This is a genomic window from Variovorax paradoxus NBRC 15149 (genome assembly GCF_001591365.1).
Taxonomy (GTDB): domain Bacteria; phylum Pseudomonadota; class Gammaproteobacteria; order Burkholderiales; family Burkholderiaceae_C; genus Variovorax; species Variovorax paradoxus.
The window spans coordinates 612,072-636,086 of record NZ_BCUT01000002.1; the positions used below are offsets into that span (position 1 = coordinate 612,072).

The following is a 24,015-nucleotide window of genomic DNA, read 5'->3' on the forward strand; positions in this document are numbered from 1 at the left end:
GTTCCTGCAAGGTGGCGGCTCATGAAGCGCCGCGTCACCATCCAGACGCCGCTGGGCGAGGCACTGCAATTCCACCGGCTGGAGGGGCGCGAAGCGCTCAGCCAGGCCTATGCCTTCGACCTGGACCTGCTGGGCAGCAGCAATGCGCTGGACCCCAAGTCCATCCTGGGCAAGCCCGCCACCGTGGTGATGGAGACCGAGAGCGGCGCCCCGCGCTACCTCGCCGGCCTCGTCACCCGCTTCGGCCTGTCGCACGAAGACGACCGCCAGGCCTTCTACAGCATGCGGCTGCGCCCATGGCTGTGGCTGGCCACGCGCCGCTCCGACTTCCGTATCTTCCAGGACCAGACGGTGCCCGAGATCGTCGCGGCCGTGCTGGGCCGCTACGGCCATCCGATGGAGCAGAAGCTCAGCCGCAGCTACCGCGCCTGGACCTACTGCGTGCAGTACCACGAGAGCGACTTCGACTTCATCTCGCGCCTGTGCGAGCACGAAGGCATCTACTACCACTTCCGCCACGAGGCCGAGCAGCATGTGCTGGTCTTCGCCGACGACATCGCCAGCTCGCACGCCCCGCTGCCCGGCGGCGAAACCGTGCGCTACCACCCGCACGAGAAGGCCGGCATGACCGGCGGGCTGGAGGCCAGCGAGCGCATCTACGAATGGGCGCAGGCGGAGGAGATCCGCCCCGGCCATCACTTTCGCAACCACTACGACTTCGAGAAGCCCCAGGCCGACCTCGCCAGCCGGCGCCAGATGCCGCCGGGCCACGAGCACGACGGCTTCGAACAGTACGAATGGCCGGGCGACTACCTGCAGCACGACGACGGCGAGACCTACGCGCGGCTGCGCACCGAGGAACAGCTGAGCCAGCGCAGCCGGGTCAAGGGCCGCGCCAATCTGCGCGAACTGGCGCCGGGCCACACCTTCCGCCTGCGGGACCATCCGCGCGAGGACCAGAACCGCCAGCACCTGCTGCTGGCCGTGGACTACGAACTGCAGGAGAACCTGCAGGCCAGCGAAGGCGCGGATGCTTCCGAAGGCTCGGTCCAGCGCTTCGCCTTCGAGGCCCAGCCCACCAGCTACGCCTGGCGCCCGCGGCGCAGCACCCCCAAGCCGCGCACCCGCGGCCCGCAGACCGCCGTGGTGGTCGGCCCGGCCGGCGAGGAGATCTGGACCGATCCCTACGGCCGCATCAAGGTCCAGTTCCACTGGGACCGCCTGGGCCAGCGCAACGAGAATTCGAGCTGCTGGCTGCGCGTGTCCACCGCCTGGGCCGGCGCCACCTTCGGCGCGGCCGCGCTGCCGCGCATCGGGCAGGAGGTGATCGTCGACTTCCTCAACGGCGATCCCGATTACCCGATCGTCACCGGCCGGGTGCACAACGCCGACGAGATGCCCGCCTGGCAGCTGCCCCAGCAGAAGCAGCTCACGGGCATCCGCAGCCGCGAGCTCGGCGGTGGCCAAAGCAACCACCTCGCGCTCGACGATTCGAGCGGCAAGGTGCAGGCCCAGCTCAAGAGCGACCACCAGAGCACCAGCCTGAGCCTGGGCCACATCGGGCGCATCGAGGACACCTCGGGCCGCAAGGACGACCGCGGCCAGGGCTTCGAGCTGCGCACCGACGGGCATGGCGCCGTGCGCGCCGCCCGCGGCCTGCTGCTGAGCACCGAGGCGCGGCCCAATGCCCAGGGCCACATCACCGACATGCGCGAGACCATCGCCAGGCTCACCGAGGGGCGCGACCTGCACGAGAGCCTGGCGCAGGTGGCGCAGCAGGCCAAGGCCCATGAGGCCGGCGACCAGGACGAGGTGGCCCGCGCGCTGAAGGCGCAGAACGATGCGATCAGGGGGCAAGGCGGCCCCTCGGGCCAGGGCGAGTTCCCGGAGTTCCAGGAGCCGCACCTCACGCTGGCCAGCCCGGCGGGCATCCAGGCCACCACGGCCGCCAGCACCCACCTCGTGAGCGTGGAGCACACGGCCATCAGCAGCGGTGCGCACACCAGCGTGGCCACGGGCAACAGCTTCCTGGTGAGCGCCAAGGATGCGGTGCGCATGGTCGCCTTCAACCACGGCATCCGCATGGCGGCGGCCGCGGCCGACATCGATATCACGGCGCTCAAGGACAGCATCAACGCGATGGCCAAGCTCGACATCAAGCTGGAGGCCAACCGGATCACCATCACCGCCAAGGAAGAGGTGCTGATCAACGGCGGCTCCAGCTACACGCGCTGGACAGCGGGCGGCATCGAGAGCGGCACCAACGGGCAGTGGCGCGCGCATGCGGCTTCGCATTCGATGGTGGGGCCCAAGAGCGACGGACAGCCGCGGCTGCCGCAGCCGCCCCAGCTTCCGAGAGGCCAGCTCGACCTGTACCACCAGTACATCAAGGCCGACGGCGCCATGCGCCAAGGCGTGAAGCAAGGCGACTACACGGTGGTGGATTCCGACGGGGGCACGCACACGGGCAAGCTCGACGCGAACGGCTTCGCCTCCGTGGCGGGGCTTCCGCTCGGGCAGGCCAAGGTCACGTTCGGCGGCGATCCGAGCGACCCCTGGGACACCGGCAGCTACTTCGGCCAGCCGAACCGCTGGCCCACCCGGCCTGCGAGCGACAAGGCCATGGATTCTGGAGGCGGTGGAACGAGCTTCCTCAGCGGGGCGGACGGACTTGGCGGAATCGGCAGCGCAGCGGCGGGCCTGCTGGGCCAGGCGGGCGGCCTCGTAAGCCAGGCGAGCGAGGCGGCAAGCACCGCGCAGCGGGCCGTCGGTGCCGTGCAGGCCATCCAGCAAGGCGGCGCCAAGGCATTGCTGGGCCAGGTCGGCCAGGCGGCCAGCGGCATGGCCGCGCAGACCGTGGGCGCCATGGTGCCCAAGCTGCCCGCGTCGCTGCCTTCGATGCCCTCGCTGAAGTCCCTGGCCACGCTGCCGCGCGGCCAGACGCCGGGCTTCGCGGGCTGATCGCCGGCACCGCAAGACGACGACCACAAGAGAACACGGGAGAGATCCGCGAATGGCTGACCAAGCCCCCCAAAACGACGCGCAAACCAAGGAGCGCGAGCGCCAGACCGCGGTGGCGCCGCTCAACACCATCGGCGAGGAAGACATCGGCGCCGGCGCCGCCAAGATCGACAAGTGGCTGCGCAAGCTCACCAACGACTACGTCACGCTGAACGTGCTGGCAACCTTCGCGGGCAGCCTGCCGGTCATCGGCAACATCATGGCGCTCATCGATGCGGTCTGGGACCTCATCGAGATGGTCACCAAGAAGGCGTACAGCGACGTGCTGCAGTGGGTCAGCCTGGCCATCAACCTGCTGGGCGTGATTCCGTTTCCGCCCGCCACCGGCGCTGCGCGCATGAGCCTGCGGCCCATGCTGCACCTGCTCAAGCAGGAGATCGCCAAGTCGGCCAGGAACGCGGTGCCGAACATCGGCGAGGCGTTCATTGCCGTGCTCATCACCCACCTGAACGACACCATCGCCGGCACGCTCGACAAGTTCGTGGACGAGGCGCTCGGCTATCTCGACGACTTCCTGCAGTCCTGCGCAAAAAAGGTCGACGGCATCGCCGATGCGCTGATCGGCGCGCTGCAGGTGGCGCTGGGCGAGAAGCCGGTGTTCGCGACCGGCGCCGCTGCCGAGAGGAACACCTACGACCCCAAGACCCAGAGCACCTGGAGCCGCATGATGGCCGCCGCGGCCGAGGCCGCGAAGAAATCCGCCAACTACGCGGCGGCCACCGCGAGCCACTATGCGCTGCCCGACAGTGCCAAGGCCATGATCCGGGACACCGTCGCCAGCCTGACCGACCTCAAGGGCGCGGCCCGCCGGCAGATCATGCGGCTGGGCGACGAGAGCCTGCAGTACGGCATCAAGTGGATGATCAAGATCCTCAAGGATGCATTGCTCAGGCGCAAGGGAAAGCACAGCGCCAACATTTCCGCGAACAACGGAACGCAGGTCGAAAGCAAGAAGCCCGGCGGCGAACAGGCCGCCACCTCCGCCCAGGTGCCAGCCAGCGGCGACCCCGGCTGCAAGAACTGCACGAACGCCGCCGCGGGCGGCGCCATCAGCCTGGCCACCGGCTGCGAGAGCTTCGACCACACCGACTTCGTGCTCGGCGCGCCCCTGCCCATCACCTGGACGCGCACCTACCGCAGCGATCTTGCCGCCTTCGACCAGGGCAGCCTCGGCGCGCGCTGGATCACGCCCTACAGCACGCGCGTCGATGTTGCCAAACCCGCCAGGGGCCGCCGCCAGGGCCAGATGAGCCTGATCTATCGCGGTGCCGATGGCCGCAGCCATGCCTTTCCGCTGCTGGCCGTGGGGCAGAGCCATCGCAACCCGATCGAGGAGATCACCCTCACCCGCCTCGGCGAACGGCTGCTCGCGATCGATTTCGGCAAGCCCGTGCCGGCCGGCCAAGCCCCCGACTGGCGCGAGACCTACGAGCTGGTCGACACCGTGCCCGCCAAGGCCGCCGCGCAAGGCAAGCAGCACTTCCGGCTGGTGGCGCAGCACACGAACAGCGGCGCCGCCGTCGGCCTGCGCTACGACCACGTGATCGCGGCCACCGGCGAGCAGGTGCTCAGCGACATCATCAGCAGGCAGGGCGAGGCCGTCATCGCCCACGTCGGCACCCAGCCCGATGCGCAGACCGGCCTCATCAAGGCCCTGTGGGAGCTGAAGGAAGGCCGCGTCGTGCGCCAGCTGGCCGCCTACACCCACGACGCCGAAGGCGACCTCGTCGCCGCGCAGGACGAGAACGGCGCCGGCTGGCAGTACAGCTACAGCCACCACCTCGTCACCCGCTACACCGACCGCACCGGCCGCGGCATGAACCTGCAGTACGACGGCACCGGCGCCGATGCCAAGGCCGTGCGCGAATGGTCCGACGACGGCAGCTTTGCGCTCACGCTCGAGTGGGACAAGAACATCCGCCTCACCTACCTGACCGACGCCATGGGCGGCGAGACCTGGTACTACTACGACGTGCTGGGCTACACCTACCGGATCATCCACCCGGACCAGCGCGAGGAATGGTTCCTGCGCGACGACGCCAAGAACATCACGCGCCACATCCACACCGACGGCACCACCGACGACTACGTCTACGACGCCAACGGCAACCTCAAGACCCACACCCGCGCCGACGGCAGCAGCGTGCACTACGCCTACGACGCACGCCACCGCATCACCGGCATCCTCGACGCCGAAGGCGGCGCCTGGAAGCGCGACTACGACGCGAGCGGCAACCTCACCGAAGAGATCGACCCACTCGGCCACAAGACCGAATACGCCTACGACAACGCCGGGCGCCCCGTGCGCATCACCGACGCCAAGGGCGGCATCAAGACCCTCGCCTACACCCCCGACGGCCAGCTGGCCAGCCACACCGACTGCTCCGGCAAGACCACCCAGTGGGCCTACGACGGCCGCGGCCGCCTGGCCAGGATCACCAACGCCCTGGGCCAGGCCGCGCGCTTTCGCTACACCGAAGCCGGCGAAGCCGCGCAGTCCGCGATGCCCGGCCATGCCAACAACCACCCGGGCCAGCTCGAGGAGATCGTCCACCCCGACAACACCAGCGAGTACTTCGCGCACGACGCCGAAGGCCGCCTGCTCGCGCACACCGACGCGCTGGGCCGCCGCACCAGCTACGGCTACACCCGCGCCGGCCTCGTGGCCCAGCGCACCGATGCGGCCGGCCACACCCTCAAATACCACTGGGACCTGCTGGGACGCCTGCGCGAGCTGCACAACGAGAACGGCAGCCGCTACGACTTCCGCTACGACCCCGTCGGCAAGCTGCTCGAAGAAACCGGCTTCGACCGCAAGAGCACCCAGTACCGTTACGACGAAGCCAGCGGCGTGCTGGCCGAGGTCATCGAAGCCGGCCACAGCACCCGGCTCGCGTTCGACCCCCTGGGCCGCCTGAGCGAGCGCCAGGCCGACGAGCAGGCCGAACGCTTCGCCTACGACCGCAACGGCCGCCTGGTCGAGGCCACCAACGCCGAGGCCAGGCTCCAGTGGTTCTACGACCGCGCGGGCAACCTCGTGCGCGAGCACCAGCACTACCTGGACCATGGCCACACGGCGGTCTGGCAGCACGGCTACGACGAGCTCAACCAGCGCATCGCCAGCATGCGCCCCGATGGCCACGTCACCCAATGGCTCACCTACGGCTCGGGCCACGTGCACGGCCTGCTCGTGGACGGCCAGGACATCCTGGGCTTCGAGCGCGACGACCTGCACCGCGAGATCGGCCGCGACCAGGGCAACGGGCTGCATCAAGGGCTGAAATACGACCCGGCCGGCCGGCTGCTGGAGCAGCAGATCTCGCAGACCAGGCCGGGGGCTGTCGAGGCCGTGGGCATCCGCCGCAGCTATGCCTACGACAAGGCCGGCCAGTTGACGGCCATCGGCGACAGCCGCCGCGGCAACCTGAGCTACCGCTACGACCCGGTGGGGCGCCTGCTGGAAGCCCACAGCCGCCTGGGACGCGAGACCTTTGCGTTCGACCCGGCAGGGAACATCGGCCATCCTTCCGACGACACCGGTGCCAACGCGCAGGCCGCAGGCCGCGTCACCACCCGCGTCGCGGTGCGCCTGAACGGCGATGGCCGCAGCATGGCCGGCCGGCTGATGGACAACCTGCTCAAGGACTATGCAGGCACCCACTACACCTGGGACGAGCGCGGCAACCTCATCGAGCGGACCTGGAACGGCGAGAAGACCGTGTTCACCTGGGACGGCTTCAACCGCATGCGCAGCGCGAGCACCTACGGCAAGACCACGACCTTCAGCTACGACGCGCTGGGCCGGCGCATCGCCAAGCGCTCCGAGCACGACGTCACCCTGTTCGGCTGGGACGGCGACACACTGGCCTTCGAGAGCACGCAAAGCACCGAGGGCCAACAAGAACTGCAAGCCTGGCGCGGCGACAGCGTGCACTACATCCACGAGCCCGGCTCCTTCGTGCCGCTGGTGCAGATCAGGCAGGCGCAGGCCGTTGCGCTGAGCCAGACCACAGACGTGAAGGCGCTGATCGCGGCCAACGGCGGGCGCTACGACATCGAGCAGGATCCGCTATGGAACGGGGAGCAGCTCAAGACGCCAACCGCCTTCGCGAAGGAAGAGATCGCGTTCTACCAGTGCGACCACTTGGGCACGCCGCAGGAGCTGACGGACCATGAGGGGCGGATCGCGTGGTCTGCGCAGTACAAGGCCTGGGGTGAAGCCAAGCAGGCGATCAGCGAGGCGGGACGGAAGGCGGGGTTCAGGAATCCGATCCGGTTCCAGGGGCAGTACTTTGACGAGGAGACGGGGCTGCACTACAACCGGTATCGGTATTACGACCCGGTGAGTGGAAGGTTTGTCAGTAGCGATCCGATCAAGTTGAGAGGGGGTTTGAACCTTCATCAGTTTGCTCCCAATCCAGTGAGCTGGATCGATCCACTGGGGCTTTCACCGGTTAATTCATGCCCCTGCGAATGCGAGCGAATCCTTGCAGAAGAAGGCGTAGTAACAGGCAAGCATGGGGATCTCAAGAAGATTGGAGGTCTCCAAGACTCGCATCACATCTATCAAGACGCGGCCATGAAAAACATCGGTGGCTATGACTACAACGCTGCCCCGGCAATTAGTTTGCAGGGGCGCAATCCTGATGGAACAACGCGAGGCACGCCTCACTACGGAGCCAATCGGGCACAGGACAATGCGTCGCGGGCAGGACTCTTGGGTAGCGAGACAGTAGTAGCCTATAACTCACTGAAAGCAGCAGGACTGAGCCCCGCAGCTGCAAAATGCGCGACATTACAAGCACGCGGATATTTCAAATCAATTGGAGCGGGCGCAGGAACATCCACAACCACCCCACTAAAGAGGAAATGAAATGGACGACGAACTTAAAGCCCAAGCCCATAAACTACTTAGCGAGTTTATTCGAGCAATAAACCAAGACGACAGGCAGGAACTAAAAAATCAATTCGATGTTTCCGAGGCATTGGCTGAGGAGATTCAAGAAATGATTCGCGACTACTACCCTAACGAGAAGTTCTCACTCGGAGTTGCTCCCTTTGAGTCCGCCTTTGCGACGAAAAATTCGAAAAGGCCAAATATTGAATTATTCGAGATGAATGAAAGAAATAGATGGGGCGCGGAATGTGTTCTATGGGTCAACGGCAAACCAAGCGAGCCCATCTTGCATGTTGAATTCTTCAGGCAAGCCTCAGACCTAAAATTGCAATATAAGTACATTGGATCTTAATTCGTGGCGAATGAAATCCTGAGGATGCAAAAAATTTCCCTCAAAGAAGCCATTGAAGAAATTGAGAACTTTAAGGGGTGGCTATACCTGAGTCCTCCGCCTTGGAGTGTTGAGTCAGAAGGTTTCTTTTACTCCACCGATGTAGACCTCTTGCCGGTAGATGAAAAGAAAATTCGAGACGAATTTGAAGCTCAAGGTTGGAAAAGTACAGTATCAAAAGAAGATATTGAAGATATCATCGAAAACACGAAGAATCAAATCGAAGACCCATCGATAGATCAACTTTTCGAGGCCTTCAACTTCTTCTATGAGAACGATGCTTATATAGAGTGGTAAAGCCGGCTGTCGACCGCTGCCGATCCCATTGGGCTGCTTGCTGGAAGGCGATGGCCGCAGCATGGCTGACTGGCTCATGGACAATGCGGGGACCCACTACACCTGGGATATGAAGCATTTTTTGAAAGAATACCTCAAGGAAATAGAGGCGCATTTCCTGGATAAAGGTGACGTGACCAGAGCCAATTCTGGAGTGAATGACAACGGAAGAGTGTTTTATGGTTACGCAAGCTTCTATCCACAGGAACTTGACTTGATAATTCAATTAAGCAAGCATGAAAAAGAAAATTATCTCGTTGCCGCGGAAATAATGAATCAAGAAGGACAAGAAGAAGAGGAAATCTTCAATTTCGCAAGCGATGAATTTTCTCTAAAAAAAAGATTAAATGCATGCCGAGATGTGTTGATTTCCAGGATTCTTTTACGCCTAAAGCAATCTCTTTGAACCGGCTACTGGAGCAACAGATCTCGCAGACCAGGCCGGGCGCGATCGAGGCCGTCGACTTCCGCCGCAGCTATGCCTATGACAAGGCCGGGCAGCTGGTGACCATCGGCGACAGCCGCTGCGGCAACCCTTCAGCTACGACGCCCTGGGCCGGCGCATCGCCAAGCTCCGAGCACGGCGTCATTCTGTCGGCGACACGCTGGCCTTCGAGAGCACGCAGAGCACCGAGGGCGAGCAGGAGCTGCAGGCCTGGCGCGGCGACGTGGATATGGGCCTGAAGTGGAGCATGAATAATGGCATTCAATTTGACAAAAGCCCAGGAGAAGAGATTTACTCTTCTGCAGCAAAAGAACTTCCAGGGATTATTTCTTGGATCGAATTCAATCCTAGATTTAATTCAATTTCCCGAATCTTCAATTCTTCTGGAAAAAATAAAAAATATTACAAAGCTCAAGAATGGCACAGAGGCACAGGGCGCCGCACATTTATTCGAACATTTATTCGATTTTGCAGCCAATCAAAGTGATGCGTGCCTCCTCATTCTTCCCGGTCTTTCACCTCAAAGCGGGTTCATTTATACACAGTATCCTGCAATCAAAGTAGAGGCAGCCCAATTACATCCACTTCTTGAATCAATGCAAAAACAATTGACTCAAGTAGACTATTTGGCCTTAGTTTCCGAGAAACTTAAGCATGGCATTGTTTTAGATGTTTATGCAGGAAATCCAGAGATTCATGGCACGAACAAAGAAATTTGCCAAATTACCACTTGGTAAGGTCAAGAGAATTTTAATGAGTGAGGACCGATGGATCTGCATACATTCAAAGACGGTGCCATCGACTTGTGGATCGAGCAAGAATCGTCAATTCAGCTGAAGTCGATCAACAAATTTGATGATCCAGTTGAGTTCGCCGCAAGTGAAGCCAGGGCATTGGCTGATCAACTCAAGAGATTTGCCGATCTGCTTGATCAGCTCGACAACTCATGAAAATTCAACCGCATGCGCAGCGGGACCAGTTACGGCAAGACCACCACCTTCAGCTACGACGCCCTGGGCCGGCGCATTGCCAAGCGCTCCGAGCACGACGTCGCCTGCCACTACGTCGCACGTCACGGTCCAAAAACCATTTTTGGCTAAATCCACACAGTTATCCGTATGAATTCATTAAATCTTGGCTACCTACGCGGCCTCTACGATTTTTTAATGAGCAAAAGCGATGAGGAGCTGGAGCGATTTGACATTAATTCCGCTGCCAATCAGAAAATTCTCTTTGGAAAAATGAGGCATAGTTTTTCGACATTTGGACCAATATCAAAAGAGAATATCATCAACGGATTAAACTACGTTTTGGCGGATCTTTCCGATGATTCACTATGGCGATGCGCCGTTCCGCACGATCTCCCTCTTAATCGCGTAGTAGATCGGCGAGGCTATTTGGAGGGCATTCTCTTTGCGTTAAATACCCCTCCATATTCGACAAATGTGGACGATTTTGTTCTGATCGACGAAATCGGGCCGAGTGGTTTGGACTATTCGGCATAGTCGGGACACCATCTTCTTTTCGGCTCGAATGGCGACTGATCAGTTTCCCTAGAGGGACGACGAAGCCGAGCCGGCATAAGGTCGGATCGAACAATGGGAGACCTCAGCACCACAGATGACGCGGGGTGCTCGGTCGCCGAAGCTCCTGCCCTTCTCAGCGGGCAGGCTCGATGTGCGTCACAACAATCTTCCCATCCGCCTTCCCCGCATCAAAGCGAACCTTGTCCCCCGGCTGAAACTTGTCCAGCACGGTCTCGTCGCTCACCCCAAAGACCATGGTCATGCCGGGCATGTCCAGGCTCTTGAGCGGGCCGTGCTTGATCGTGAGTTTCTTGTTGTCCTTGTCCACCTTGCGGATCTCGCCATCGGCAAGCTCCGCGGCAGAGGCCGTGAAAGCGAATGCGGCCAGCGCCGCCATGAGTGCAATGCGAATCTTCGACATGGTCGTGTCTCTCCTGAAGGTTGGGTTGGGTTGTCTTACTTGGCGGCAGCGGTCTTGCTGGCCACCGTCACGGCGCCCTTCATGCCGGCGTCGTAGTGGCCCGGCTGCAGGCATGCGAAGTCGACCTTGCCGGCCTTGGTGAACTGCCACACGATCTCGCCGCTCTTGCCCGCGGCCAGGGTCACCATGTTGGGATCGGCGTGCTCCATCTCGGGGTTCTTCTTCATGGCTTCGTAGTGCTCCTTGAGTTCCTTCTCGGTGCCGAGCACGAGCTCGTGCTTCAGCTGGCCGGAGTTCTTGACGACGAAGCGCACGGTCTCGCCCTGCTTCACCTTGATGTCGGCGGGTGTGAAGCGCATGCCGTCGGTCATGTCGACGTTGATGGTTCGCGTGGCCTTGGCGGCCACGCCGGGTTGGCCAATGGCCGCATCGGCGTCGCCGTGGCCATGCCCGCCGGCGTGGTTGCCGGTGGCAGAGGCGCCTGCGGCCGCCACGGCGCAGAGTGCTGCGAAGGCGGCGTTGCGGAGGATGCTGTGCTTCATGGTTTTCCTTTGGAAGGTTGGTTGGAAGAAAGAGAAAGAAGGAACGAACAGAAAAAACTCAGTGGCCGGAGTGGCCACCACCGGGCTTGCGGATCTGCACTTCGATGTTCTTCGCGGGCATGTTCCGCGCAGGCATCGCGGCCGCGCCGGGGTCGCGCTGGCGCGAGGTCTCGGGCGCGGGGCCGTCGAGCTCGTAGGCCACGGTGCCCTTGGGGTGCTTGAACCAGCCGGGGTTGCTGTAGTCGCCGGGCTTCTGGTTCCTGCGCACCTTCACCATGCTGAACATGCCGCCCATCTCGACCGAGCCGAAGGGCCCTTCGCCCGTCATCATTCGCGCGGTGTTGTCGGGAATGGGCATTTCCATCTCGCCCATGTCGGCCATGCCGCGCTCGCCCATCACCATGTAGTCGGGCACCAGGTTCGTGATCTGCCGGGCCACATCCTTGTGGTCCAGGCCGATGAGGGTGGGCACGTCGTGGCCCATCGCGTTCATCGTGTGGTGGCTCTTGTGGCAGTGGAAGGCCCAGTCGCCCTCCTCGTCGGCCAGGAACTCGATCTGGCGCATCTGGCCGACGGCCACGTCGGTGGTCACCTCGTACTGGCGCGTGCTTTTGGGCGTCGGCCCGCCATCGGTGCCGGTGACGAGGAACTCGTGCCCGTGCAAGTGCATCGGGTGGTTGGTCATCGTGAGGTTGCCGATGCGGATGCGCACCTTGTCGTTGAGCCGCACGTTGAGCGAGTCGATGCCCGGAAAGATGCGGCTGTTCCAGGACCACAGGTTGAAGTCCAGCATGGTCATGATCTTGGGCGTGGCGCTGCCGGGCTCCACGTCGTAGGCGTTGAGCAGGAACACGAAGTCGCGGTCGACCTTCTCGATCAGCGGATGCTCGGCCTTGGGGTGCGTCACCCAGAAGCCCATCATGCCCATGGCCATCTGCGTCATCTCGTCCGCATGCGGGTGGTACATGAAGGTGCCGGGGCGGCGCGCGACAAACTCGTAGACGAAGGTCTTGCCCGGGCGGATCGGCGGCTGGGTCAGGCCCGAGACGCCGTCCATGCCGTTGGGCAGGCGCTGGCCGTGCCAGTGCACGCTGGTGTGCTCGGGCAGCTTGTTGGTCACGAAGATGCGCACGCGGTCGCCTTCGACCACCTCGATGGTCGGGCCTGGCGACTGGCCGTTGTAGCCCCACAGGTTGGCCTTGAAGCCGGGCGCCATCTCGCGCACCACAGGCTCGGCCACCAGGTGGAATTCCTTCACGCCGTTGTTCATGCGCCAGGGCAGCGTCCAGCCGTTGAGCGTGACCACGGGGTTGTAGGGCCGACCACCGGGTGGCATGAGCGGCGGCATGGTGTTGGGCGTGGTCTGGGTCACGGGCTCGGGCAGCGCGGCCATGGCCACCTTGCTCACGCTCGCGGCGGCAAGGGCGCCGGTGATGGCGCCGGCGCCGCCGAGAAAGTTGCGTCTGTTTGTCATGTCGTTCGAATCGTCTTGGTGGTGCAGGTGCTGCGCTCAGTGGCCGGCATTTGCGGAGGCGGCTTCAGCGCCCGCACTGGCGGTCGAAGCACCCGAGGCCGTGGGCTTGCCGATCACCGAGGCCGCCAGCGCGGCATCGGCCAGCCAGAACTGCTGCTGGGCGTTGATGGCGTTGCTCACGCTCGAGATCTGGTCGCGCGCCTCGGCCAGCAGCTCGAAGACGCCGATCAGCATGCCGTTGTAGCGAAGCACGTTCTCGTCGGCCATGGCCTGGCGCAGCGGCACGATCTCGTCGCGGTAGTGCCGCGCGATGTCGTAGGCAGTGCGGTAGGCCGAGTAGCCTTCGCGCAGCTGGGAAGAAGCGCCGCGCACGGTGGCGTCGTAGCGGTTGGCCGCGGCCAGCGATTGCGCGTTCAGTGCGTCGCGCTGCGCCGAGCCCCAGTCGAACAGCGGCAGCCGGATGTCCAGCTCGAAGCCGCGCCGCGTGCCCTTGGTGCCTTCGGCGTTGTCGAACACGGTGTCGCGCCGGCCGCCCACCTCCACGTCGACGAAGGTCGACAGCAGGTTGATGCCCTGCGACTTGCCCGCCACGTCGAGCTGCGCGCGCGCGAGCTGCACGTCCAGCCGCTGCTCGGTCGCGGTGGCGGCCACTTCCTTGGCCTCGCGCGGCGCCTTTGGCAGATCGGGCAGCCGATCGGGCAAGGCCAGTTGAGCGGCCTGCGCATCGTCGAGCCCCAAGGCACGCACCAGTTCCTCGCGCGCAGCAGTGGCGGCGTGCTGCGCCGAGGCCAGCTGCGTGGTCGCATCGGCATAGAAGACCTGCTGGCGCGCGCGCTGCAGCTTGCTGAAGTTGCCGATCTGCTGCATGCGCCGCGCGAGTTCCGCGCTGGCCTGGGCCGATCGGTTGACCTGCTCGGCATAGCGCAGCATCTGCTGCGCGGCCACCGCGCGGACCCAGGCCTGCCGCACCTGCGTGACCTGGTCGACCACGGCGCCGGTGAGCTGCACCTTGGCCTGGCTCGATTGGCTGCGCGAGATCGACAGGCGCTGCGGCAGCAGGATGAGGTCCACGAGGCCGAAGGACAGGAGCCGTCCGAGTTCGAGTTCGCTGCCCAGGCGCATGCGCTCGAAGCTGAAGACCGGGTTGGGCAGCCGGCTCGACTGGTTCGCCGCGGCGATGTCGCCCCAGCTCTGCGCGACCAGCGCCTGCACCGCGGGGCTGTTGGTGAGCGCGAGCTGCACCGCGTCGCTTTGCGAAATCGGCCTGGACAGCAGCTCCTGCGCGAGCGCCGCGCGGCGGTCGCGCTGCTCCTGCGTGCGGCTGAGTTCGAGCTTGCCGCCGGTGAACTGCTGGGCCTGGGTGTTGGTGTCCTGCAGCGCGTCGTCGATGCCGACCGAGGCGCAGCCGGCCAGCAAGAGGGCCGCAGCAGCGGCCGCGGCCGTGAGGCGCAAGGCGCGCTTCATGGCTTCTTCTCCTTGCTGGCGGGAGGCATGGGCATCGCGTGCCCCTGGTGCGCGGCGGGTGCCTCGGAGGCGCCGCCACCTGCCCCACCCGCCGCCTCTTCGGCATAGGCCTTCCAGCCGCCGCGCTGGCGGACGGTCTCGTTGGCCTCTTTCCAGGGAACGGGCTTGTCGTCGGTGAAGGGCCGATAGCCCTCGAGCGCGGACTTGTAGCTCAGCGTGGTGGGCGCACGGGTGGCTGCCTCTTCAGCGCGCGGCGCGGAGGCCGGTGCCGGCTGGGCCGCGGCAGCGAGCGCCGCTGCCATGGCCGGAAGAACAGCCAGCCAACGGGCCGGCAATGAAGGGAACATGGAATCCTCGCGTGTTCATGAACGGAATGCGTCACGGCCGCCCGAAGGGGCGTGACGCAGGCGATGCATGCGCGCTGCTGCGGCCCGTGACCGGGCGCGCGCAGGCGCACGAACGCTTCAGGCGCGAGGAGGTTTGTCGAGAAGGCGCGGCGCGACCGTGGCCACCGTGCTGGCGGGCTCGGCGAGGTCGGCGCGGGGAAGGCCCTGGAACACGATCAGTTCCAGCGTGCTGGTGAGCGCGGTGGCGTGGCAGGCGCCGCAGGTGCCGCACTTGTGCATGCCATCGGGCGACGCGTGGGTGTCGGCGTGAGCGCTTTGGTCGCCGGAAGATGTCCCGGCGTCCTGCGCGGCAGCTTCGTGGTGCTGATGGCCTGCATGCCCATCGCCGTGCGCCTGCTGCGCATGCCGATGCGCTTCGGCCGGCGCGGCGGCTGCCGCAGCAGCCAGGGCCGCACCCTCATGGCCCGGTCCGCAAAAGACCATGGCGGCAGCCGCGTACGCCTGGAAGGGCACGGCAAACATCACGATCAAGAGGACGAAGAGGCGAACCCGGTGCATGCGGAACATTGTAGATAGAGCGGCAATGCCTGTCCGTATTCGACGGGCATGCCTGCCACTCTAGCCATCCAGCCCGATGGTTTCCCGTCGGCTGGATTACAGCGCCGTCATCTTCGGGCGCCGCCGTGCCGTCAGAAGAAGCCGAGCTTCTTCGGCGAATAGCTCACGAGCAGGTTCTTGGTCTGCTGGTAGTGGTCGAGCATCATCTTGTGCGTCTCGCGGCCGATGCCCGATTCCTTGTAGCCGCCGAAGGTGGCGTGCGCCGGATAGGCGTGGTAGCAGTTGGTCCACACGCGGCCGGCCTGGATGGCGCGGCCCATGCGGTAGGCGGTGCTGCCGTTGCGCGTCCACACGCCGGCGCCCAGGCCGTAGGGCGTGTCGTTGGCAATCTCCAGCGCCTCGGCCTCGGTCTTGAAGGTGGCAACGGCGAGCACGGGGCCGAAGATCTCCTCCTGGAAGATGCGCATCTTGTTGTGGCCCTTGAACAGCGTGGGCTCGATGTAGTAGCCGCCGGCCAGCTCGCCGCCGAGCTGCGCGCGGCCGCCGCCGGTCAGGCACTGCGCGCCCTCTTCCTTGCCGAGCGCGAGGTAGCTCATGATCTTGTCCATCTGGATGGCCGAAGCCTGCGCGCCCATCATGGTGTCGGTGTCCAGCGGATGGCCCTGCTTGATGGCCTTGATGCGCTCGAGCGCACGCGCCATGAACTTGTCGTAGATCGATTCCTGGATCAGCGCGCGCGACGGGCAGGTGCAGACCTCGCCCTGGTTGAAGGCGAACAGCACCAGGCCTTCGATGGCCTTGTCGAAGAAGTCGTCGTCCGCGTCGGCGATGTCCTCGAAGAAGATGTTGGGGCTCTTGCCGCCGAGTTCCAGCGTGGCCGGGATCAGGTTGCCGGCCGCGGCCTGCGCGATGACGCGGCCGGTGGCGGTGGAGCCCGTGAAGGCGATCTTCGCGATGCGCTTGCTTCCTGCCAGCGCCATGCCGGCTTCGCGGCCGTAGCCGTTCACGATGTTCAGCACGCCGGGCGGCAGCAGGTCGGCCAGCAGCTCGGCCATCACCATGATGCTCACCGGCGTGGATTCGGCGGGCTTGAGCACCACGCAGTTGCCCGCGGCAATGGCGGGCGCGAGCTTCCACGCGGCCATCAGGATCGGGAAGTTCCACGGAATGATCAGCCCCACCACGCCCAGCGGCTCATGGAAGTGATAGGCGATGGTGTTCTCGTCGATCTCGCTCAGCGCGCCTTCCTGTGCGCGCAGGCAGCCGGCAAAGTAGCGGAAGTGGTCGATGGTCAGCGGAATGTCGGCGTTGAGCGTCTCGCGGATCGGCTTGCCGTTGTCCACGGTTTCCGCATAGGCGAGCAGCTCGAGGTTCTGCTCCAGGCGGTCGGCAATCTTCAGCAGCAGGTTGGCGCGCTCGGCCGGCGAGGTGCGTCCCCATTGGCCCGCGGCCGCGTGGGCGGCGTCGAGCGCGAGCTCGATGTCCTCCGCGCCCGAGCGGGCGGCGCGCGTGTAGGGCTTGCCGGTGATCGGCGTGATCACGTCGAAGTACTGGCCCTTCACGGGCGGCACGAACTTGCCGTTGATGAAGTTGTCGTAGGCCGGCTTGAAGTCGATCTTGGCACCGGGGGTGTTGGGGCTCGCGTATTGCATGGTCTCTTGTCTCCGTCGGGTAAAGGGGTGGAAGGCGGCCGCGCAAGCCGGATGCCGCGCGGTCCCGGGTGCTGCATTGCACGGGCCATGCCACGCGGTCCTGGAGGTCATTCGCCCGATCTGGCACATGCATCGGCCCGATTTCCTGCGCCAGGCTGCAACAGCGCTGCGTGTCGCGGTGAGCAGCTGTCACTAAACGGGACAAGACACCCGCCGCTGGCACACAAGATCGAGCGGCTGCCGAATGCGCGCTGGGCGTCGCATTCGGATACATTGGGGCCGCGTTCGCCTCCGGCGAGCCACCCCATCCTTCCTTCCGCCGCCATGCTTCCTTGCCCCGAAAGCGCGTAGTGATTCGCGGACCCTCCATCACCGCCCGGACCATGGCTTTCGTGGCCGTCGTCTGCCTCAGCCTTCTGGCGATCGACTTCTGGAACAGCTGGGAGGCGCGCACCGACCAGCTCCAGCAGATGAACGTGGCCACGTCGAACCTCTCGCGCGCCATGGCGCAGCAGGCCGACGACACGATCAAGAAGGCCGACACCGTGCTGGTCGGCATGGTCGAGCGCGTGGAGCACGACGGCACCGATCCATCCGACGTGGCGCGGCTTCGCCAGCTGCTGGCCCTGCGCGTTGCCGAGCTCCCCCAGCTCGACGGCCTGCACATCTACGACCAGGACGGCAACTGGATTGCGAACTCCCGCCCCACGCGGCCGGAGAACCTGAACAACGCGGACCGCGAGTACTTCGCCTTCCACCGCACGCACGCAGAGCGCGGACCGCACATCGGCATTCCGGTTCAAAGCCGTACCAGCGGCCGTCTGCTGGTGCCGGTTTCGCGGCGCATCAACCATGCGGACGGCAGCTTTGCCGGCGTGGCGCTCGCGACGATCCACGTCGACTTCTTCTCCAGGTTCTACGACAGCCTGGACATCGGCCAGGCCGGCGCTGTGGCGCTGGTGCTCGAGAACGGAACCATGATGACCCGGCGGCCCTACAGCCCCGACATGGTGGGACGGAACATGCTGGAGACCCAGCTCTTTCGCTCCTACGCCGCGCATGGGCCGGTCGGCACGGCCTACATCAAGTCGGCGCAGGACGGCGTGACACGGTTGAACAGCTTCCGGCGCCTGGACAACTACCCGCTGTTCGTTTCCGCGGCGCTGTCCAAGGACGAGATCCTGGCCAACTGGTGGCGCGACACGCTGTGGCATTCGGGCGGCGTCGTTCTGCTGAGCCTGATCGTCGGCTTCATCGGATGGCGCCTGGTGCGGCAGTTCCAGCTCCAGACCCGCACCGAGGCCGAGCTGCGGCAGGCGCGCGATGCGCTCGAAACGCTCAACAAGACCCTCAACACCCTGGCCATGGAAGACGGCCTGACCGGGCTCGCGAACCGCAGGCAGTTCGACGTGGCGCTGGACAGCGAATACAGCCGCGCCGCGCGCAACGCGAGCACGCTGGCGCTGATCATGATGGATGTGGATTGCTTCAAGCAATACAACGACATCTACGGCCATGCGGCGGGCGACGAGTGCCTGCAGACCATCGGCCGCACCATCGCGCGCGTCGCGTCGCGGCGCCCGGGAGATCTTGCGGCGCGCTATGGCGGAGAAGAGCTGGCGGTGCTGCTGCCGAACACCGACGTGGCGGGCGCCGTGATGCTGGCCGAACGCATCCGCAGCGCCGTGCGCGAGCTGAAGATCGAACATGCGGGCACCGCCGACGGATTCGTGACGCTGAGCGCCGGCGTGGATGCGCTCAGTCCCCAGGCCGGCATCGGCGGCCAGCCCAAGGAACTGATCCGGTCCGCGGACAAGGCGCTGTACGCCGCCAAGTCGGGCGGGCGCAACCGCGTGTGCGCCTCGACGGGACAGCCGCTGGCGGCGTGACGCGGGTCTGAGCCTCAGCCCGCCTTTCTCGCGGCTTCGAGTAGCCCCTTCGGTTCGTTCGCCCTTTCACGCAGGGTAAACCCCAGTGTCTGACCCCTTGATTCGATGGACCATGGTTCAGTACACTGATTGTCGTTCAGTGTACTGAATCCAGGAGCGCCGGCAATGTACTTGGCTGCCCTGCACAAGGAGACAAAATTTGACCCACGATCTACGCAAGACCTTCGACGAAGGCCCCATGAGCCGCTTCCAGTGGAGCGCGATCACGATCTGCATCACGCTGATCATGCTCGACGGCTTCGACGTGCTGGTCATGGCCTTCACCGCGGCCAGCGTGTCGGCCGAGTGGAAGCTCAGCGGCGCGCAGCTCGGCGTTCTGTTCAGTGCCGGCCTGTTCGGCATGGCCGCCGGCTCGCTGTTCCTCGCACCGCTGGCCGATCGCTTCGGACGGCAAGCCATCATCCTGCTGTGCCTGGTGGTGATCGCGCTCGGCATGGGGCTGTCGGCGCTGTCCCAGAGCAGCACGCAGCTGGCGGCGCTGCGCGCGCTCACCGGCCTGGGCATCGGCGGCATGCTGGCCAGCGTCGGCGTCATCACCTCCGAATACGCCTCGAACAAATGGCGCAGCACCGCGGTGGCCCTGCAGGCCACGGGCTATCCGATCGGCGCGACCATCGGCGGCAGCATTGCCGCCGTGCTGCTGGAGCACTACGGCTGGCGGTCGGTCTTCGTCTTCGGCGGCCTGGCCACGGCGCTGATGATTCCGCTGGTGCTGTGGCGCCTGCCCGAATCGGTCGACTTCCTCGTCTCCAGGCGCCCCGCCGGCGCGCTGCGCAAGCTCAACGCGCTGCTGCGCCAGATGAAGCGCCCCGAGCTGGCCGAACTCCCGCCGCTGCCGCCGGCCGGCGAGCGCTCCGCCTCCACGGTGGCGAGCCTGTTCAACGCAGGCCTGGCGCGCTCGACGCTGCTGCTGTGGGCAGCGTTCTTCCTCTTGATGTTCGGCTTCTACTTTGCGCTCAGCTGGACGCCGAAGCTGCTGGTCTCGGCGGGGCTGTCGGCGCGCGAGGGCATCACCGGCGGCGTGCTGCTGAACATCGGCGGCATCGTCGGCGGCAGCCTGTTCGGGCTGCTCGTCGCGCGGCTGGACCTCGGGCGCCTGACGGCCGCCAGCCTCGTCATCACGGCGCTGGCCATGGCCGCATTCGGCGCGGCCACCGGGCACCTGGGCGCATCGTTCGCGATCGCCTTCCTGATCGGCGGATTCATCTTCGGCTCGATGGCCGGGCTCTATGCGTTCGCACCGGTGATCTACCCGGCCGCCGTGCGCACGACCGGCATGGGATGGGCGATCGGCATCGGCCGCATCGGCGCCATCCTCGCGCCGCTCATCGCCGGGATGCTGCTCGACCGCGGCTGGCAGCCGCCGCATCTCTACTACGCCTACGCGCTGCCGCTGGTGGCGGCGATGGCGGCCGTGCTCGCGCTGCGCCGCAGCGCCAAGGCACAGCCGGCCGGCCGCGTGGCCAGCGCCCATTGAACACCCCTTCTCCTCCCAACCCAGCCATCCAAAAGGAAAGCCATATGTTCCCGAAAAACACCTGGTACGTGGCCTGCACAGGCAACGAGATCGACGACAAGCCCCTGGGCCGCAAGATCTGTGGCGAGAACCTGGTGCTCTACCGCGCTGCGGAAGGCAAGGCCACGGCGCTGGAAGACTTCTGCCCGCACCGCGGCGCGCCGCTGTCGCTGGGCCGCGTGGTCGAGGGCAAGCTGGTGTGCGGCTACCACGGGCTGGAGATGGGCTGCGACGGCAAGACCGTTGCCATGCCCGGGCAGCGCGTGCGCGGCTTTCCGCCGATCCGCTCCTTCCCGGTGATCGAGCGCTACGGCTTCGTCTGGATCTGGCCCGGCGACCCCGCGCTGGCCGACCCGGCCAAGCTGCATCACCTCGAATGGGCCGAAAGCCCCGACTGGGCCTACGGCGGCGGCCTGTTCCACATCCAGTGCGACTACCGCCTGATGATCGACAACCTGATGGACCTGACGCACGAGACCTACGTGCACTCGACCAGCATCGGCCAGAAGGAAATCGACGAGACGCCCACCACCACCAAGACCGAGGGCGACCAGGTCACCACCAGCCGCTTCATGGAGAACATCTCGGCGCCGCCCTTCTGGCGCATGGCGCTGCGCGGCAACCACCTGGCCGACGACGTGCCGGTCGACCGCTGGCAGATCTGCCGCTTCACGCCGCCGAGCCACGTGCTGATCGAGGTGGGCGTCGCCCACGCCGGAAAGGGCGGTTACGACGCCGACGCGGCGCACAAGGTGTCGAGCATCGTGGTGGACTTCATCACGCCCGAGACCGAGACCTCGCACTGGTACTTCTGGGGCATGGCGCGCAACTTCCAGCCGCACGACAAGGCGCTGACCGCATCGATCCGCGAAGGCCAGGGCAAGATCTTCAGCGAAGACCTGGAGATGCTCGAATCCCAGCAGCGCAACCTGCTCGCGCACCCCACCCGCTCGCTGCTGAAACTCAACATCGACTCGGGCGGCGTGCAGTCGCGCCGCGTGCTGGAGCGCCTGATCGCGCAGGAAGGCCAAGCCGCCCCGGCAACTGCGGCAGGTGCGGCATGAACGCCTCCGAACTGAGCGTACGCGTCGCCCGCAAGCATGCGGAGGCGCCGGACATCTGCACCTTCGAGCTGGTGCACGCCGACGGGCAGGCCCTGCCGGCGTTCTCGGCCGGCTCGCACATCGACGTGCACCTGCCGAACGGCCTCACGCGCCAGTACTCGCTGTGCAACGATCCGCAGGAGAGCCACCGCTACCTGATCGGCGTGCTGCGCGATCCCGCATCGCGCGGCGGCTCGCAGGCGATGCATGAACTGGTGCAGGAAGGCAGCCTGCTGCGCATCAGCGCACCCAAGAACCACTTTCCGCTGGCCCACGCGGCCACCCGCAGCGTGCTGATCGCAGGCGGCATCGGCGTGACGCCGATCCTGTGCATGGCCGAGCGGCTGGCACTGAGCGCAGCGCCGTTCGAGATGCACTACTGCACGCGCTCGCGCGAGCGCACCGCCTTTGCCGGACGCATCGCGCAGTCCGCGTTCGCATCGCAGGTGCAGTTCCACTTCGACGACGGGGACGCGGCGCAGAAGCTGTCGCTGCCGGCGGCAATCGGCACGCCGCAGCCCGGCGTGCACCTGTATGTCTGCGGCCCGAAGGGCTTCATGGACTGGGTGCTGGATGGCGCGCGCACCGCCGGCTGGCCGGCCGACCAGCTGCACTACGAGTTCTTCTCGGCCGAGATCGCCGCGTCGGACACCGATGCGGAATTCCAGGTCAAGCTCGCAAGCTCTGGGCGCATCGTCACGGTGCCCAAGGATTGCACGGTGGTGCAGGCGCTTGCCGCGGCGGGCGTCGAGGTGGCGACCTCCTGCGAACAGGGCGTGTGCGGCACCTGCCTCACGCGCGTGCTCGAAGGCGAGCCGGACCACAAGGACATGTACCTGTCGCCCGAAGAACAGGCGGCCAACGACCAGTTCACTCCCTGCTGCTCGCGCTCGCGCTCGCCGATGCTGGTGCTCGACCTGTAGGCGCGGGCGCGTCGCAGCGGCGCCATAGAATCGCAGGCTCCGTCCTTACCGCCGGGACCCGATTCAGGTTTCGACATCCATGCCCAGCCCCACTTCCGACGCCACCGAGATCGACATCAATGACCAGCCCGGACACCTGATCCGCCGGGCTCACCAGATCGCGGTGTCGGTGTTCCACGAGAAGCTGGGGCGCGACATCACACCGGTCCAGTACGCGATCCTGCGCACCCTGCAGAAGAAGCCCGGCATCGACCAGGTCACGCTGGCCCAGCAGGTGGCGCTCGACACCTCCACCGCCGCCGACATTGCCGCGCGGCTGGAGACCAAGGGATGGATCACGCGCCAGGTGCTCGCGCGCGGCCAGCGCGAACTGCGCCTCACGGCCGAGGGCACCGAGCTGCTCGCGCAGACCGTGCCGGCCATGGCCGAGATGCAGGATGCGCTCTTCAGCACCATGAGCGAGCAGGAGCGTCGCGATTTCATGAAGCTGCTCGCCAAGTTCGTCACGGCCAACAACGACAGAAGCCGCGCGCCGATGCGCGCGTGAGGCAAGGAGCGGGCGGGCCCGCTAGGCCTGCGCAATCGCCAGCCACGCGCTCGCGACCAGCGTCGAACCCGCCGCGGCCAGCAGGCCGCCCACCAGCCATTGGAGGGTGCGCGGCTGCAGCTTGTTGGGCAGCCGGTGGTGCAGCCGAGTCACGCCGTAGACCACCGGCATCGCGCAGGCGGCCAGCAGCGCCGCGCGCCACGAGAAGTGCCCCGTGGGCAGCACGATCACCAGCCGCACCAGCGAATTGAACGCGAACATCAGCAGCAGCGCGCGGCGCACCAGTTCGCGCTCCAGCGGCTGGCGGTACATGTGAAAGACGATGGGCGGCCCCGAGCTCGAGAACAGCCCGCCCAGCACGCCCGACAACCCACCGATGACGGCAAAGCTCGTGCGGCCCGACACCGCGGGCTGCGGCCGGCCCTGCAGCACCAGCAGCAGCGCGCAGCCCAGGATCGACACGCCCAGCAGGCCGCGCAGCCAGTTCACCGCGCCGCCGCTGAGCCAGGTGAGCAGCATGAGCCCCGCGATCACGCCCACGGTGCTGCCGTTGAGCGCCGGCTTCATCAGCCGCCACGGCACCACGCCGGGCCGCGCGCGGAAATAGGTCCATGCATTGATCAGGCTCAGCACCGTGGCGGCGTTGGCCGTGTCGCCCACGCTGGCGACGTGGAACACCGACACCAGGCCAAGCAGGATGAGGCTGAATGCGAACCCCGTGAGGTTCTGCGCATAAGTGGCCAGCGCCACGCAGGCCATGAAGACCAGCACGGGGCCGGCTTCGGAAAGAATCGCTTGCACCGGAAAAGAAAATCGTCGAGGGGCCGCGTCGGGCCCGAATGTCGCGGGCCGTATTGTCCCCGAACGGCCGGTGGCCGATTCCGCTGCGCCGCGCGCAAGGCG

General features: G+C 65.4%; 22 protein-coding genes. 14 read left to right on the forward strand and 8 right to left on the reverse strand.

The window, feature by feature from the left end; genetic code table 11:
- The first annotated feature begins 21 nt into the window (after window positions 1–21).
- The 9 genes from VPA02S_RS17695 (at window position 22) to VPA02S_RS31780 (ending at window position 10,595) form a co-directional block, all read left to right on the forward strand.
- Complete coding sequence (locus tag VPA02S_RS17695; RefSeq protein WP_062364985.1) at window positions 22–2,961, forward strand: type VI secretion system Vgr family protein; 2,940 nt, start codon at window positions 22–24, stop codon at window positions 2,959–2,961.
- A gap of 52 nt (window positions 2,962–3,013) precedes the next feature.
- Window positions 3,014–7,894: an RHS repeat-associated core domain-containing protein gene (locus tag VPA02S_RS17700; protein WP_244883570.1), complete on the forward strand. Its 4,881-nt coding sequence runs from the start codon at window positions 3,014–3,016 to the stop codon at window positions 7,892–7,894.
- A gap of 1 nt (window position 7,895) precedes the next feature.
- Window positions 7,896–8,270 (forward strand): DUF7668 domain-containing protein, encoded by a 375-nt coding sequence (locus VPA02S_RS31755; RefSeq protein WP_155736591.1) that lies wholly within the window; start codon window positions 7,896–7,898, stop codon window positions 8,268–8,270.
- A gap of 3 nt (window positions 8,271–8,273) precedes the next feature.
- Entirely contained in the window at window positions 8,274–8,606 is a 333-nt protein-coding gene (locus VPA02S_RS31760) for a DUF7716 domain-containing protein (protein WP_155736592.1), read from the forward strand.
- Window positions 8,607–8,667: 61 nt separating this feature from the next.
- On the forward strand, window positions 8,668–9,051 hold the full coding sequence (locus VPA02S_RS31765; RefSeq protein ID WP_155736593.1) for a hypothetical protein: 384 nt from the start codon (window positions 8,668–8,670) through the stop codon (window positions 9,049–9,051).
- A 293-nt stretch (window positions 9,052–9,344) separates the two neighbouring features.
- Window positions 9,345–9,827 carry a hypothetical protein gene (locus tag VPA02S_RS31770; RefSeq protein WP_155736594.1) on the forward strand — a complete coding sequence of 161 codons (483 nt, stop codon included), beginning with the start codon at window positions 9,345–9,347 and terminating at the stop codon, window positions 9,825–9,827.
- Window positions 9,828–9,857: 30 nt separating this feature from the next.
- Window positions 9,858–10,040, forward strand: a complete 183-nt coding sequence (locus VPA02S_RS17705; protein WP_062364986.1) for a hypothetical protein — start codon at window positions 9,858–9,860, stop codon at window positions 10,038–10,040.
- A 12-nt stretch (window positions 10,041–10,052) separates the two neighbouring features.
- The gene (locus VPA02S_RS31775; RefSeq protein ID WP_155736595.1) at window positions 10,053–10,190 is read left to right on the forward strand and encodes a hypothetical protein; all 138 of its coding nucleotides are present in this window, start codon (window positions 10,053–10,055) and stop codon (window positions 10,188–10,190) included.
- A gap of 66 nt (window positions 10,191–10,256) precedes the next feature.
- Window positions 10,257–10,595: a hypothetical protein gene (locus VPA02S_RS31780; RefSeq protein WP_155736596.1), complete on the forward strand. Its 339-nt coding sequence runs from the start codon at window positions 10,257–10,259 to the stop codon at window positions 10,593–10,595.
- A 154-nt stretch (window positions 10,596–10,749) separates the two neighbouring features.
- On the opposite strand, the gene VPA02S_RS17710 is transcribed toward VPA02S_RS31780, so the two are convergent.
- From VPA02S_RS17710 to adh, 7 genes are all read right to left on the reverse strand, one after another.
- Window positions 10,750–11,037, reverse strand: a complete 288-nt coding sequence (locus tag VPA02S_RS17710) for a copper-binding protein (RefSeq protein WP_062364987.1) — start codon at window positions 11,035–11,037, stop codon at window positions 10,750–10,752.
- 35 nt (window positions 11,038–11,072) lie between these two features.
- The gene (locus VPA02S_RS17715; RefSeq protein WP_062364988.1) at window positions 11,073–11,579 is read right to left on the reverse strand and encodes a cupredoxin domain-containing protein; all 507 of its coding nucleotides are present in this window, start codon (window positions 11,577–11,579) and stop codon (window positions 11,073–11,075) included.
- Window positions 11,580–11,637: 58 nt separating this feature from the next.
- Window positions 11,638–13,053 (reverse strand): multicopper oxidase family protein, encoded by a 1,416-nt coding sequence (locus VPA02S_RS17720; protein ID WP_062364989.1) that lies wholly within the window; start codon window positions 13,051–13,053, stop codon window positions 11,638–11,640.
- 36 nt (window positions 13,054–13,089) lie between these two features.
- A complete protein-coding gene (locus tag VPA02S_RS17725; protein WP_062364990.1) occupies window positions 13,090–14,517 on the reverse strand; it encodes a TolC family protein in 1,428 nt (475 codons plus the stop codon).
- A complete protein-coding gene (locus tag VPA02S_RS17730) occupies window positions 14,514–14,864 on the reverse strand; it encodes a hypothetical protein (RefSeq protein WP_062364991.1) in 351 nt (116 codons plus the stop codon). Before VPA02S_RS17730 ends, VPA02S_RS17725 begins: the two co-directional genes overlap by 4 nt.
- Window positions 14,865–14,981: 117 nt before the next feature.
- On the reverse strand, window positions 14,982–15,422 hold the full coding sequence (locus tag VPA02S_RS17735) for a hypothetical protein (RefSeq protein WP_244883571.1): 441 nt from the start codon (window positions 15,420–15,422) through the stop codon (window positions 14,982–14,984).
- 131 nt (window positions 15,423–15,553) lie between these two features.
- Window positions 15,554–17,074, reverse strand: coding sequence for an aldehyde dehydrogenase (adh, locus tag VPA02S_RS17740; RefSeq protein WP_062364993.1), 1,521 nt, complete (start codon window positions 17,072–17,074; stop codon window positions 15,554–15,556).
- Window positions 17,075–17,457: 383 nt separating this feature from the next.
- On the opposite strand from adh, the gene VPA02S_RS17745 reads away from it, so the two are divergent.
- From VPA02S_RS17745 to VPA02S_RS17765, 5 genes are all read left to right on the forward strand, one after another.
- Entirely contained in the window at window positions 17,458–18,963 is a 1,506-nt protein-coding gene (locus tag VPA02S_RS17745) for a sensor domain-containing diguanylate cyclase (RefSeq protein WP_230537800.1), read from the forward strand.
- 199 nt (window positions 18,964–19,162) lie between these two features.
- Entirely contained in the window at window positions 19,163–20,500 is a 1,338-nt protein-coding gene (locus VPA02S_RS17750) for an MFS transporter (RefSeq protein WP_081247573.1), read from the forward strand.
- Window positions 20,501–20,544: 44 nt separating this feature from the next.
- Window positions 20,545–21,603 (forward strand): aromatic ring-hydroxylating dioxygenase subunit alpha, encoded by a 1,059-nt coding sequence (locus VPA02S_RS17755; RefSeq protein ID WP_062364994.1) that lies wholly within the window; start codon window positions 20,545–20,547, stop codon window positions 21,601–21,603.
- Entirely contained in the window at window positions 21,600–22,565 is a 966-nt protein-coding gene (locus tag VPA02S_RS17760) for a PDR/VanB family oxidoreductase (protein ID WP_062364995.1), read from the forward strand. Before VPA02S_RS17755 ends, VPA02S_RS17760 begins: the two co-directional genes overlap by 4 nt.
- Before the next feature lie 79 nt (window positions 22,566–22,644).
- A complete protein-coding gene (locus VPA02S_RS17765; RefSeq protein ID WP_062364996.1) occupies window positions 22,645–23,112 on the forward strand; it encodes a MarR family winged helix-turn-helix transcriptional regulator in 468 nt (155 codons plus the stop codon).
- Window positions 23,113–23,133: 21 nt separating this feature from the next.
- Here VPA02S_RS17765 and VPA02S_RS17770 read toward each other — a convergent pair whose 3' ends face one another.
- Complete coding sequence (locus VPA02S_RS17770; RefSeq protein ID WP_081247574.1) at window positions 23,134–23,913, reverse strand: sulfite exporter TauE/SafE family protein; 780 nt, start codon at window positions 23,911–23,913, stop codon at window positions 23,134–23,136.
- Between the last annotated feature and the right edge of the window lie 102 nt (window positions 23,914–24,015).

What these genes read in the sequence shown, in the direction of transcription:
- VPA02S_RS31780 (WP_155736596.1), top strand. Translation starts at nt 10,257, where the DNA reads ATGAGCAAAAGCGATGAGGAGCTGGAGCGATTTGACATTAATTCCGCT.
- VPA02S_RS17745 (WP_230537800.1), top strand. Translation starts at nt 17,458, where the DNA reads ATGGCTTTCGTGGCCGTCGTCTGCCTCAGCCTTCTGGCGATCGACTTC.
- VPA02S_RS31765 (WP_155736593.1), top strand. Translation starts at nt 8,668, where the DNA reads ATGGCTGACTGGCTCATGGACAATGCGGGGACCCACTACACCTGGGAT.
- VPA02S_RS17765 (WP_062364996.1), top strand. Translation starts at nt 22,645, where the DNA reads ATGCCCAGCCCCACTTCCGACGCCACCGAGATCGACATCAATGACCAG.
- VPA02S_RS17755 (WP_062364994.1), top strand. Translation starts at nt 20,545, where the DNA reads ATGTTCCCGAAAAACACCTGGTACGTGGCCTGCACAGGCAACGAGATC.
- VPA02S_RS17695 (WP_062364985.1), top strand. Translation starts at nt 22, where the DNA reads ATGAAGCGCCGCGTCACCATCCAGACGCCGCTGGGCGAGGCACTGCAA.
- VPA02S_RS17715 (WP_062364988.1), bottom strand. Translation starts at nt 11,579, where the DNA reads ATGAAGCACAGCATCCTCCGCAACGCCGCCTTCGCAGCACTCTGCGCC.
- VPA02S_RS17735 (WP_244883571.1), bottom strand. Translation starts at nt 15,422, where the DNA reads ATGCACCGGGTTCGCCTCTTCGTCCTCTTGATCGTGATGTTTGCCGTG.
- VPA02S_RS17700 (WP_244883570.1), top strand. Translation starts at nt 3,014, where the DNA reads ATGGCTGACCAAGCCCCCCAAAACGACGCGCAAACCAAGGAGCGCGAG.
- VPA02S_RS31755 (WP_155736591.1), top strand. Translation starts at nt 7,896, where the DNA reads ATGGACGACGAACTTAAAGCCCAAGCCCATAAACTACTTAGCGAGTTT.
- VPA02S_RS17720 (WP_062364989.1), bottom strand. Translation starts at nt 13,053, where the DNA reads ATGACAAACAGACGCAACTTTCTCGGCGGCGCCGGCGCCATCACCGGC.
- VPA02S_RS31770 (WP_155736594.1), top strand. Translation starts at nt 9,345, where the DNA reads ATGGCATTCAATTTGACAAAAGCCCAGGAGAAGAGATTTACTCTTCTG.
- VPA02S_RS17730 (WP_062364991.1), bottom strand. Translation starts at nt 14,864, where the DNA reads ATGTTCCCTTCATTGCCGGCCCGTTGGCTGGCTGTTCTTCCGGCCATG.
- VPA02S_RS31775 (WP_155736595.1), top strand. Translation starts at nt 10,053, where the DNA reads ATGCGCAGCGGGACCAGTTACGGCAAGACCACCACCTTCAGCTACGAC.
- VPA02S_RS17760 (WP_062364995.1), top strand. Translation starts at nt 21,600, where the DNA reads ATGAACGCCTCCGAACTGAGCGTACGCGTCGCCCGCAAGCATGCGGAG.
- VPA02S_RS17710 (WP_062364987.1), bottom strand. Translation starts at nt 11,037, where the DNA reads ATGTCGAAGATTCGCATTGCACTCATGGCGGCGCTGGCCGCATTCGCT.
- VPA02S_RS17725 (WP_062364990.1), bottom strand. Translation starts at nt 14,517, where the DNA reads ATGAAGCGCGCCTTGCGCCTCACGGCCGCGGCCGCTGCTGCGGCCCTC.
- adh (WP_062364993.1), bottom strand. Translation starts at nt 17,074, where the DNA reads ATGCAATACGCGAGCCCCAACACCCCCGGTGCCAAGATCGACTTCAAG.
- VPA02S_RS17705 (WP_062364986.1), top strand. Translation starts at nt 9,858, where the DNA reads ATGGATCTGCATACATTCAAAGACGGTGCCATCGACTTGTGGATCGAG.